This window comes from Methylobacterium sp. DB0501, from assembly GCF_011043735.1.
GTDB classification, from domain to species: Bacteria; Pseudomonadota; Alphaproteobacteria; order Rhizobiales; family Beijerinckiaceae; genus Methylobacterium; species Methylobacterium alsaeris.
In genome coordinates this window covers 176,812-188,752 of the sequence record NZ_JAAKGV010000020.1, presented here as the reverse complement: position 1 = coordinate 188,752, position 11,941 = coordinate 176,812, and the positions used below count along the sequence as shown (strand labels likewise).

Here is an 11,941-nt window from a genome sequence, read left to right as displayed (position 1 = left end):
ACGACCAACCTGGCGTTCGGGGAGTGGCCAAGCGTGTTTGCCGGCGACGCCAAGATGACGACGGCACTGCTCGATCGACTGACCCACCACTGCGAGATCGTCGAGACCGGCAACGAGAGCTGGCGCTTCAAGAACCGGGCGTGAGGGCGGTCTGCGCGCAGCTCATCCTGGACCCCTGCTCAGCCCGGCTGCGCCACCCCGACCCGCTTCGCCGGGCTGATCAGGGGCGTCGCGCCACGCGCAACAAAGGGTCCCGATTGGACGCCGATCAGGGGTCCCGTTCCGATGCCGTTTGACAGCTAATGCGAGGGCGGGTCCGGGGCAGGAAGATTGAGGCCTGCTCCATGACGGCGGCGAGCGGCACAGCGGGGGAGTCCGGGGACGCGGCGACGGGAGACGCCCGGCTAGCCGGGCGGCGCGCCTCGATCGCCTCAGATAGCTCGCCGACCTGGTCCTCGGTCAGCGCCCAAGCGCCCATCAGCCCCCAGAGCTGACAGGAGAGGCCGTGCAGCGACGCGGGGTGAACCCGCGCGATCGCTTCTTTTATCTCGGCATAGGTCATTGGTCGGCCTCAGGGGTCAGGCCGCGGCAGATCGAGCTGGGTCACGCTCTCGCGCGCTCAGATCCCGGATAAAGCTCCGCCGTCGTCGGAAAATGGGTTTCCGATTGACAGAAGTGGCGATTTCGGGGACGATCAGCCTTGCATCGGACTGGATCGGCCCCTCAAGGCTCTAGACCCCTGCTAAGGTTGGCGCCTTGGCGGGGGTCTCGCTTTTTCAGGGTCTCACTGCGGCGGCAGGATCTCCGGGTTGAGCAACTCGGGCAACACGCACGGGTCGCGGAAGCCTACAAAAAGGCACATATTAACCCTGGCCGTCAAATTCGCAGGAGTTGTCGGGCCTAACCGATCTGCATTAGCAACTTTACGTTGCTTCGATCTCTCCAAACATGTGGTGCGTTTAGCTCGGACGCAAATGCCCATGATTATAGGTGATACTAGCCAATAAGCCTCATTGAATCAGTTGTCATAGCCGGTTCAAAGGCTAAGTCAGATCGAGCTCGCCTAATTTAAGTGTGACGAAAGACATATACGATGATTTAATCATTGATGATAATCAAAATGTATTCGATCGTGTCTTAATAATATAACTAAAATATTGTTTTATAATTAGAAAAATATTCTAATGATTTAATATTTATTTGTATGCTGCTTGACATAATTTATGGGAAATGCGTTCGCTACTCCTTGGCCGCCGTTCACTGAACGGCGACCAAAGTAGTAGGATGTAATACCAGAGCCTATGCGGCCTGCTTTTCAACTACGACTGTATTGTGGCTCGTAGGCTCGTGCAGCCACTTTGCAAGAGCACCCGCAATCATCGCACCAGCAATCGGCGCCACCCAGAATAACCAGAGCTGTGCCACGTACTCTCCGCCCGCGAATACCGCAGCCCCTGTGCTACGAGCTGGGTTGACCGACGTGTTGGTCACAGGAATTGAAATCAAGTGAATTAGTACCAGCGCAAAGCCGATCGGGATGCCGGCAAAGCCGGTGGCTGCGCCCTTGGACGTTGTACCGATGATGATAAACAGGAAAAAGAAGGTTAGAATTGATTCGATTGCACTGCAGGCCGCCAAGTTATACTTGCCTGGACTCAGCTCACCATAGCCGTTTGAGGCAAATCCTCCCGGCGTCCAGCCGATTTTGCCGGAAGCAATAAAGTATAAAACAGCCGCACCCACAACCGCGCCGATCACCTGGGCGATGATGTAGGGAACGACGTGCTTATTGGCGCAACGTCCGGCTGCCCATAAGCCGAGGGTCACAGCGGGGTTGAAATGGCCGCCGGAGATGTGCCCGACTGCGTAGGCCATGGTCAGCACCGTAAGACCAAAGGCGAAGGAAACGCCCAGAAAACCAATACCTAGCTGCGGGTATGCAGCGGCGAGCACGGCTGCCCCGCAGCCGCCAAACGTCAGCCAGAACGTACCGAAAAGCTCGGCGATAACGCGCCGTGTGGTGTCGAACTCCATTTCTATCTCCATCGGGCTGCAAGGTTGTGACGGAGCACGTCTGTGACCGTCAAGCTTGAGACATGGGGAACGCAGTCTGAACCAAGTCTGAGTGACCGGGGTCAGCTTTAATTCAGTGAAAGTCGGTTGAACAAGTCCCCCACTCTTTGTCCCACGCGACGATCGCTCCACACACTGGCTAATCACAGAGCGTCTGACCACAATGATATACAACTAAAAATATAATATGTTTTTGTATTACATATGGTATCATATTGCTATTTTATATCCAAAGAATAATATACATCATCACGAACGTAAATAATTACCTTGTGAGGCTAGGACGCGCACTGCTTCGTCCAGGCCGGTGATGAGCTTCACACGTAGGTCCTCAGCCACCGCGGCAGATACGAGCACAGCTAGGTCTCGACCGTCTGTGCTTTGGAGCATCACGGCGATGGTTCGCCCGCCATCTATCATTTTGACTCCATGCAGTTGAGAGACTGCTACGATAACTGGTTGATCATCCATGGCGAACACTCCCCCTTGCTATGCCCTACGATAAGCGCCAGGAAGGCCGCTCGGATCCCAGGATAGTGAGGATAGCGGAGTCGCAATGCCAATCCGTACGTCGCCCGCTTCCCTGCGACCCAATGAGTTTACCTATTGTAAGACGCGCCTGGCGCTCTCCGTGCGGCTCACCGCCGTTCTAGCCCTTCTCGCCTTTGGGCTCGTCGCCACGGTTGCCACAACGCTGGTCGTGACCTCGGAGGCGGGCGCACGCCTTGAGCGACAGATCGGGCTCAACCTCGCCAAGCACGCCGCCCTCGTTGCCGGCTCCCTCGACCGCAGCGTCTACGACCGTTGGCGCGATATCCAGACGACGGCAACGCTCGATGCATCGCGGATCGTGTCAGGGTCCGATGACGACCGCCGGGCTGTAGTGGAGCGCCTCAAGGCCAATCAGTCGGATCTTGCTTGGGTCGGCTACGCCAACGTGGCTGGCATCGTCCAAGCGGCAACAGGAAACCTGCTTGTTGGTCAAGATGTCTCCGCGCGCCCCTGGTTCGCCGCCGGGCAGGCTGGCATGTATGCCGGCGATGTGCATGAGGCCGAGCTTCTGGCACACGCCCTGAGGACAGCATCGGATGAACCGTTGCGGTTCATCGACTTGGCCGCGCCCGTGCGGAACGCCGATGGGCAGGTAGCCGGGGTTCTAGCCGCACACTGTGCTTGGTCATGGGCGCGGGACCTTGAGCGCAGTTTGCGCAGCACCCTTGATGCACGCCTGCCGGGTGCGGAGGTGTTTATCCTCGCGCGTGACGGCTCTGTCCTACTCGGACCCTCAACCGCCCCGCTAGGTGCTCTCCCGAAAGGATCCGGTCTCGATCATCTGCTTCGCGAAGGCTGGCAGATTTTGTCGACACCGAACGGTCAGCCTGCGCTCGTCAGCGCGGCGGCCACGCAGGGCTTCAAGGATTACCCTGGACTTGGCTGGGCAGTCCTCGTTCGACAGGATGCTGCTTCGGCTCTCAAGCCAACGGCAGACCTCCGTCGTGAGATGCTGCTGTGGGGTGTAGGCCTCTCTTTGATCCTGGCTGCTGCCGCATTCGCCGCCGGGTCATACCTCGTCCGTCCGCTCGGTCGCTTAGCAGCGGCAGCGAGTTCCTTAGGACGCGGTGAACCCGTACAGTGGCGAACCAGCCCATTCCGCGAGTTGCATCGGGTCGGCGAGGCTCTCGCCGCCGCCTCCATTGGCTTGCGCGAGCGCGAAGCATTCCTCAAAGGTGATAGGGAGCGCTACGCTTTCGCCCTTGAAGGTGCGAACGACGGGCTCTGGGACTGGAACGTCAGTACGGGGGAGGTTTGGTACAGCGAGCGGTGGCAGACCATGCTTGGCTACCAGCCTGGTGAGTTGCCCCATCTGTTCTCGTCCTGGGAGAAGCTCGTCCACCCTGAAGACAAGCAGGGGGTGTTAGACGCTCTTGAGCGGCATCGCAGCGGCCTGAGTCCTTCCTACGAGGCCGAGCACCGACTCTGGCATAAAGAGGGACGCTGGGTCTGGATCCTGACTCGCGGCAAGATCGTCAGCCGAGACTCAAACGGTCAGCCGCTCCGGTCCGTGGGTACCCACACCGACGTCACCCGTCGCAAGGAAGCCGAAGAATCCCTGCGTGCCAGCGAAACGCGGTTTCGCACCTTGTTCGAGCGCGCACCTATCGGCATCGCCGACGTATCGCTCGACTGCCATGTCACGCAAGCAAACGACCTACTCTGTCAAATTCTCGGATATTCGCATGAGGAACTGATCGGCAAGACCTTTCAAGATATCACCCACCCGGACGATGTTGGACCCGACGAAGCTCAGGTTCGGGCGTTACTGCGTGGGCGCATCCCATTCTACAGCATGGAGAAGCGCTACATTCGCAAGGATGGAAAGGCGATCTGGACACACCTCTCAGTTGGACTTGTACGCGATGAGCGGGGCCGTGCAGTCCACTTCCTGTCCAGCGTCAAGGATATCAGCAGGCGCAAGGCGGCAGCGGGTCGGCAAGAGTTCCTGCTCGCCCTCAACGAAGGCCTGCGTGGCCTCTCGGACCCGCAAGCCATGATGGAGTGTGCGACCCGCCTCATCGCTGAGACGCTTAGGGTCGCTCAGGTCGGCTTCGGCGAGATCGATGAGGCCCAACAGAACGTTACAGTTCACCGCGACTGGAACGACGGACGGGTTCCTTCGGTCGTAGGAACCTGGCGGATGGACGATTTTGGATCGGCTTTCATTATTGAGCTGAAGCAGGGCAAGACCGTTTCGATTACCGACATCCGACAGGATCGTCGGACCAGTGCGCCTGAGGTCGTTACCGCCTACGAGGCTATCGCGACACGCAGCATCTTGGACGTGCCGCTGGTCAAGGACGGGCGCTTACGTGCGATCCTGTTCATCCACGAGCCCGAACCGCGCATTTGGGGCCAAGAGGAGACGGTGCTCGTAGAGGATGCCTGCGAGCGCTTATGGAGCGCGGTCGAGCGGGCTCGCGCCGAACTGCAGCTGCGCGAAAGCGAGGTCTTCGCGCGCAGCGTGGTCGAGAGCAGCCCAGACTGCATCAAGGTCCTGGACCTTGAGGGCCGGCTGCAGTTCCTCAACGGGCCCGGCCGTTGCGCCATGGAGGTCGATGACTTCACCTGTATCCAATATGGCGTATGGGCGGAGCTCTGGCCCGAGGAGACCCGCCCTGAGGTGGTGCGCGCAATACAGGCCGCCGCACAAGGACGTGCTGGCCGATTTACTGCCTTCTGCCCTACGATGAAGGGTACGCCCAAGTGGTGGGACGTGTCCGTCACACCGGTGCTCGGACCAAATGGTAAGCCGGCGCGGCTCCTGTCCATCTCGCGTGAGATCACGAGCATGAAGCAGGCCGAGGAGCGTCTGCGGTTGATGATGGGCGAGTTGAACCATCGTGTGAAGAACACGCTCGCAACAGTTCAGGCGGTGGTGACGTTGAGCGCCCGCTCAGCCGACAGCGTGGTGGATTATAAGACGCGCGTATTAAATCGCCTCACAGGCTTGGCCAAGACGAACGACCTTCTGACTCAAAGCAGCTGGGCCGGCGCCGACTTGCGCGCGCTCCTTTGTAGCGAACTCGACATCTACGATGATGAGAGGGGTGAGAGAGTCAAGCTCGATGGCCCCGAGGTGGCTCTCTCAGCGCGCCTAGCGGTGTCAGTCAGCATGGTCGTGCATGAACTTACGACCAACGCGGCGAAGTACGGGGCATTGTCTCTACCCCAGGGACGAGTGGCTGTCTCTTGGCGACTACGAGGCGAGAACGGGCACAAGCGGCTGAGTCTCACTTGGGTGGAGCAGGGCGGTCCACCAGTCACGCCGCCTACGCGGAGGGGCTTCGGCTCGAAAATGATCCAGGAGGCTTTAGCCCGCGAACTGAACGCTGATATACGCGTCGATTATCTTTCGGAAGGGCTCAGGTTTAGTATTTCTACTCTCATATCCTAGACGACAATGCATATCGCGATGTGTATTACAGTAATCATTATATATTTGTGTTTTAATTTTCAATTATTATACCACAATTTCTTTAATTTATATCTTTGTTGATATCAGCGATATTATATGAATACTTGTTATCATTAATTATGCGCGCTAGGGCAATATTACAAGATATTTTAGATTTTTAATATATAAAATATATCAACCAAGCCGTTATATTTCTGATGATGATAAAAATTTATGATTGAAATTGTACTTTGCGCTTAAATCTAATGAAACGACTTATGTCATTTTTCATTTTCGCTTCATCAGTAAAAGCAACAACACAAATATTTTTCAACCTTGGATAGCGCAATCATTGGAAAATTTATTTTTAGTTGTTATAATTTTAACTGCTCATTAAAAAACTTGTGATTCACTACCTTAAAGTCCATCTTTGTTTGGATCGGCACGCAGTGTACGTGCCAAGGAACAGTCTGATGCTTGCACGTCTGCGTCGCGCGCCCAAGCCAACGCTCGTGGAAGAGCATGTCGTCCCTATCCAGCAAAGTCAGCAAGAAAGTAAATTAGCAATTCACGAGCTGGCCGAGCCAGTTATTTTACAAATCGAACAAGATCTTTGTAATCTCATTAGTACTGTTCAGCAGGCTTCAAACCAAGTCAGTTGCTCCGTTCGTCGAGCTGGCGATGCTCTCTCAGAAATCAGTGGACGTACGGCCGCGCTTGTAGGTGAGACAAAGGCAGTTGACGGAACTGCGGTGCTTCTAGCTCAGGCGGCCAAAGAACTCACTCAAGCTTCTCAAAACATCAGTACACAAATCCACACTGCCGCTGGCCTTCTGGAACAGGTTACGGCAGTAGTCGGTGCTGCTCAGTCGCAAATCGACCACCTGCGCACGTCCTCCAGCCAAATCGGCACCGTGGTCGATGTAGTAGCTGGCATTGCCAAGCAGACAAACCTTCTGGCACTCAATGCCATGATCGAAGCTAGTCGCGCAGGTCAACAGGGTCGAGGCTTCGCCGTTGTGGCGCAGGAGGTCAAGGAGTTAGCCAGCCAAACTGCCAGAGCGACGGATCAGATCCGTGGTAGCATCGCGCGCCTTCAGCAGGACGCCACTCACTCTGCTCAGACGGTCATAGAGGCTGCCGGCCTCGTAGCGCAGGTCGGGCCGAAGTTCGTTGAGGTCGTGGCGGCTATTGAGGAGCAGAATGCCTCGACGGCCGAGCTGACCCGCTCGGCTGAAGCCGTTGCCGGGTTCGTGGGCCAGGTTGTCGGAAGTGCCGCAGCAATCCAGGAGCAGGCAGAAGCTGCCACATCCATCAGCCTCGCGACGGCGGCCTCCTCAAACACCGTTGATCGTCTACAAGGACGCACGCTCGTTGTCCTGCGCGCGAACCCACTGGGCAATCGCCGTAAGTACCCGCGCCTACCAGTTGCACTTGAAGCGACGTTGCTGCTGCCTGGATATAGCTATAAAACACGCACTATCGATATTAGTCTAGGTGGCTTCCTTGTGTCTTCACCTAATGACATACATCTAAGCATTAATTCAACTCTAGAAATTATTATAGAAGAATTCGGATGTATCTTAGTTCGTGTGGCTGGTATTAGCGCATTAGGTATGCACCTTCAGGTTTTAAGAACACCAGAAGGATACGCGTCAGCGCTCCAACACCTCACGAACTCCGTGAACGCGCAGAACGCAGTGCGGATTGCCAGAGCGCAATCCGCTGCAACAGAAATTGGATCTGCCTTCGAGTCAGTCATCGCGAGTGGCGAACTGAGCGAGGCAGCGCTGTTCGATACAACCTATCAGCCAGTGCTGGGAACTAACCCACAGCAGTATTTGACACAATCAACATCGGTTTTAGAGAATATTTTAACACCTATCCAAGAGCGCCTACTAGGATCAGATTCTTGCTTGATTTTCTGCGCATCTGTGGATCGCAATGCTTATCTTCCAGTTCATAATCGCAAGTACTCTCATCCACAGCGGACAGGTGATCTAGCGTGGAATACCTCTAATAGCCGTAATCGACGGATCTTCGATGACCGCGCCGGGCTGATGGCAGCGCGCAACACAGAACTATTTCTCATTCAATCTTATGCTCGTGATATGGGTGAGAACCTAAGTGTCATGATGCAAGAGGTTGATGCACCAATCTACGTTAAAAATCGCCATTGGGGCGGCTTTCGGATGGCATATAGGATGTAATAAAAATATTTTACATTTTTAACTAATTGTGCCTTGATAAATCTTCATCAACGTAAATTATGATGAAATATTTAAGATTTTATAAAAAACTAAAACATAACCTTGCAAAAAATTATATATCCGCAACAGACAAATGTGCTTATGTCAAAAAGAGCCATTCGGCTCACAGAGGGAAAATGATCGCTTACCTTCGTCATTACTGTGCCCTGACGCTCAGCGCCCGGATCAGTCTCATCGGCACAGCGCTCCTCGTGCTAGCTTGCGCTGGTGCACTCACGTTGACCGTTCTCGACATGAGGTCCGAGATGGTGCGTAGGGGCGACGCTGCCCTCAATCGAAACATGAAACTTCTGCGTGTCACACTCGCCGACGAAGGCGGCGGCACGACCTTCAAGAACGTGAACGGGCGCCTAAGTGTCGGGTCGCATGTTATTAATGAAGCCGAACCCGCACTAGACCGCGTCAAGGACATCGTCGGCGGGACGGCGACTATCTTCTTAGGTGACACGCGCATCGCCACGACGGTCGTGAACGCTGATGGCCGTCGCGCTGTCGGCACCAAGCTCGCTCCAGGCCCTGCTCGCGACGCTGTCCTGGGTCGCCGTGAAGCTTACCGCGGCGAGGTCGACATTCTTGGTAAGGCCTACCTCGCAGCCTACGAGCCTATCCTGGACGCGCAGGGCGAGGTGCTCGGCATTCTGTACGTCGGCGTCATCAAAGACGACTACCTGGCGGCTCTTCACGAGACCATGCTCCGCGCCGCTGGGATCGGAGCGCTTCTCTGCCTGATTGGAACGGTCGTACTGCTGATTGCACTGCGGCGTGCCATGGTGCCTCTGCGAGGCTTAGAGGCTACCATGCATCGCATGGCCAATGGCGATATCGAGGCCAAGGTACCGGGCACCGCACGCCGCGACGAAGTCGGTGCCATGGCTCGGGCCGTTGAGGTCTTTCGCGCCGGGATGGTCCGTACACGGTCGCTTGAGGCTGAGACCGTTCAGGTTCGCATCGATGCCGAGAGTCAGCGCCGGGCCGCCCTGCATGACATGGCGGACAGCTTCGAGGCTGCGGTCGGCAGTATCGTTTCAGGTGTCACTGGGGCTGCCACGCAGCTCAAGGCAACATCCGAGGGCATGGCTGAGACGGCCACAGAGACGGCGACCCAAGCAATTGCCGTGGCTGCCGCCGCCGAGCAGGCGGCCTCGAACGTGTCGACAGTTGCTGCTGCAACCGAGGAGCTTGGCACTTCGGTCGAGGAGATTGGGCGCCAAGTGTCCGGAGCCGCTAAGGCTGCTAGCGCAGCAGCCACGGAAGCGGACGCCACGGCCGGCTTGGTGCAGGCCTTGAGCGAGGCAGCAGGCCGTGTCGACAACATCGTGCAGGCTATTGCCAATATCGCAGACCAGACGAACCTGCTGGCCTTGAACGCCACGATAGAGGCGGCGCGCGCCGGCGAGTCGGGCAAGGGGTTCGCGGTCGTCGCCGCAGAGGTCAAGGCGCTAGCCGGGCAGACGGCCAAGGCAACGAGCGAAATTAGGGCCCAGGTCAGCGAAATCCAAACTTTCACCGTGCAGGCGGTGTCTGCCATCGGAGGCATCACCAAGCGGATCAGCGACCTCGACGCGATCTCCTCCTCCATTGCTGCGGCAGTGGAACAGCAAGGCGCAGCAACCCGTGAAATCGTACGCAACGTCGCTCAAGCCGCGGCTGGCACGACAGAGGTAACCAACAACATAGCTGGCGTTGCTCAGGCATCAGGAAACACTGGAGGTGCGGCCAGTCAGATGCTCCTATCCGTATCGCAGCTTTCACGACAATCTGAGCACTTAACGAGTGAAGTTCATCGCTTCCTTCAGTCAGTTCGTACAGCCTAGCTGTCTGGTCGTGACACCCCAATCCATAAAGGAAATTTAGCTTGAAGATTTGGTGAGTGGCAGGCTTCGCGTGTGTTAGGAAAGTGTATAACGATCACCCGATAGACCCAATATGGACACCGATCGCCCACGCTGACCTTGAGCACGGTACTGGCCTTATGAAATCTTTCTGAGCGACGCCGAGTGGGCTGTGCTCGCGCCGCTGCTGCTCGCCCCGTCCCGGACAAGGCGCCCTTGGCGCTGGCCGTTGCGCGCGGCGTCGGACGGAATCCTCTACGTTCTGCGCGCCGGCTGCGCGTCGCGTCACCTGCCGCACGAGTTTCCACCATGATGCACAGTGCAGTGTTGGTTCCTGCGCCTCTCGAAGGCAGAGGGTATGCGAGCGGCTGGCTCACGCCCTGACGATGGCTGATCGCGAGCACGCCATCGGCCGGATCAACCGCTTCCATTAGCTCGCCCACGACCACGAGGCGACTGCGTTCTCCGCACCCGGCTTTCGTTCTCGCTGCCTCCATGATCCTCGTCAGGCGACTCGCTCACACATTATTGTTGGTGATTGAGCCTAGTGAACTGGCCCGAGCGAATGTGCCACATGATCACTCGCCCATCGCCTGCAATCATGCAGGAATTTGCTATGCTCGATGCACTTTTTGAAGGAGTCTGCGCGCTAGTGATTACGCCTCATAACCCCAACAAAGATGACTCCTATTATATTGTATTATATGAGATTGAGAATGATTTTTACTGCCAGTAAAACATTCATGCGGTACGAGATGCTCGAGATGATGCGTGTTATAGTGAGCGGTATCATCGCTGATGAAGAGCTTGCCTTAGAAATTGAAGAGGTCGCTCTCGTGTCAGACTACTCTGGAAACTCTCGTGACGCCGATATGCTCCGTGTTTTATCTAATTTGCACCGCTCAAAAGCTGTTCAGCTAAGAGAAAAGCTTGCAGTTGTGAGTAGTAAATACGATAAATTATACGGATATGACCGTAATTTAGATTAGCCTGTATATTATTAATTGAAAATTTAAAGAAACTAATTAGATAATTTGATCATAATATGAAACAAAACTGTTTGTTGTTAACTGCAGATTATTTTTCCGAAATTTTTGGAACCTTAATGCCGGATGGCTCGTTAGAGAGGCACTCATTCCTGCCAGGCGCTTGCCTCGCTCGGCTATGAGTCTTTTGTAAGAATTTCCTGTTGTTTTGTATGCGTCACTTAACGCCCGGGCGATATGTTCGCGCCGGGCGTTTTTATAATAAGCTAACTTTGGATGAAATCTCTCGCGCTCAGCATGTTGCAATCGTTCTATAACTATAGAACAGCGGCTAGAGCATATAACAATTCTTGAAATCGCTTGTACTATATTATTTCAATCAAAAATAACATGTTTATATGTATTTTTCGTTCTAAAATCATTAAAAAACACCCGATAATTAATGCGATTAAAGGCATCTCATCATTTGTATAGTCTTTGGATCGCGGTCGATCAATATGCGATACACGCGAGAGCATACCTCGCAGACGAGCTTGGCAATTGCAACCAATGGTATGCGTTACACCGATTGCTGGTTCAGGTAGAAAGTCACTTCGTCTTGATTCGCCGGAGGCAGCACGATGGCCGAGACCTCACGCTCGCTGGTCGGCTACCCGTCATGTCAGTGGTGATCACACCACCAACAGCGCCGCCGATCTATGACGATGTCCAGCGCACCCTCGTCAAGTTTGCCGAGTTGAGCGCACGGGCTTCCGGTCAGAGCGAACCCGATTTGGCAACCTTGATTGACCAAGCAGGCTTGCGAGCCGCCGCTTCGCAGCTCAGGCG

The 11,941-nt window shown here is 55.4% G+C and carries 6 protein-coding genes and 1 pseudogene; 6 read left to right on the top strand and 1 reads right to left on the bottom strand.

Translation table 11 applies throughout. From position 1 onward, the window contains the following. Nucleotides 1-144: ATP-binding protein (locus tag G4G93_RS26530; RefSeq protein ID WP_165088713.1), on the top strand; the 144-nt coding region annotated here is incomplete at its 5' end. A 1,155-nt stretch (nt 145-1,299) separates the two neighbouring features. On the opposite strand, the gene aqpZ is transcribed toward G4G93_RS26530, so the two are convergent. Next, the gene (gene aqpZ, locus G4G93_RS26525) at nt 1,300-2,034 is read right to left on the bottom strand and encodes an aquaporin Z (RefSeq protein ID WP_083469284.1); all 735 of its coding nucleotides are present in this window, start codon (nt 2,032-2,034) and stop codon (nt 1,300-1,302) included. A gap of 670 nt (nt 2,035-2,704) precedes the next feature. On the opposite strand from aqpZ, the gene G4G93_RS26520 reads away from it, so the two are divergent. From G4G93_RS26520 to G4G93_RS26500, 5 genes and pseudogenes are all read left to right on the top strand, one after another. Then, the gene (locus tag G4G93_RS26520; protein WP_165088711.1) at nt 2,705-6,025 is read left to right on the top strand and encodes a PAS domain S-box protein; all 3,321 of its coding nucleotides are present in this window, start codon (nt 2,705-2,707) and stop codon (nt 6,023-6,025) included. 473 nt (nt 6,026-6,498) lie between these two features. Beyond that, a complete protein-coding gene (locus G4G93_RS36490; protein WP_083469286.1) occupies nt 6,499-8,235 on the top strand; it encodes a methyl-accepting chemotaxis protein in 1,737 nt (578 codons plus the stop codon). Nucleotides 8,236-8,411: 176 nt separating this feature from the next. After that, a complete protein-coding gene (locus G4G93_RS26510) occupies nt 8,412-10,109 on the top strand; it encodes a methyl-accepting chemotaxis protein (protein WP_048445548.1) in 1,698 nt (565 codons plus the stop codon). A 110-nt stretch (nt 10,110-10,219) separates the two neighbouring features. Beyond that, a pseudogene (locus G4G93_RS36150) lies at nt 10,220-10,543 on the top strand (transposase); the annotation flags it as partial. A 300-nt stretch (nt 10,544-10,843) separates the two neighbouring features. Continuing rightward, nucleotides 10,844-11,116: a hypothetical protein gene (locus tag G4G93_RS26500; RefSeq protein WP_157080678.1), complete on the top strand. Its 273-nt coding sequence runs from the start codon at nt 10,844-10,846 to the stop codon at nt 11,114-11,116. Nucleotides 11,117-11,941 lie beyond the last annotated feature (825 nt).

Excerpts from the sequence above, each read along its gene's own strand:
- G4G93_RS26510 (WP_048445548.1), top strand. The coding sequence starts at position 8,412 with ATGATCGCTTACCTTCGTCATTACTGTGCCCTGACGCTCAGCGCCCGG.
- G4G93_RS26500 (WP_157080678.1), top strand. The coding sequence starts at position 10,844 with ATGATTTTTACTGCCAGTAAAACATTCATGCGGTACGAGATGCTCGAG.
- aqpZ (WP_083469284.1), bottom strand. The coding sequence starts at position 2,034 with ATGGAGTTCGACACCACACGGCGCGTTATCGCCGAGCTTTTCGGTACG.
- G4G93_RS36490 (WP_083469286.1), top strand. The coding sequence starts at position 6,499 with ATGCTTGCACGTCTGCGTCGCGCGCCCAAGCCAACGCTCGTGGAAGAG.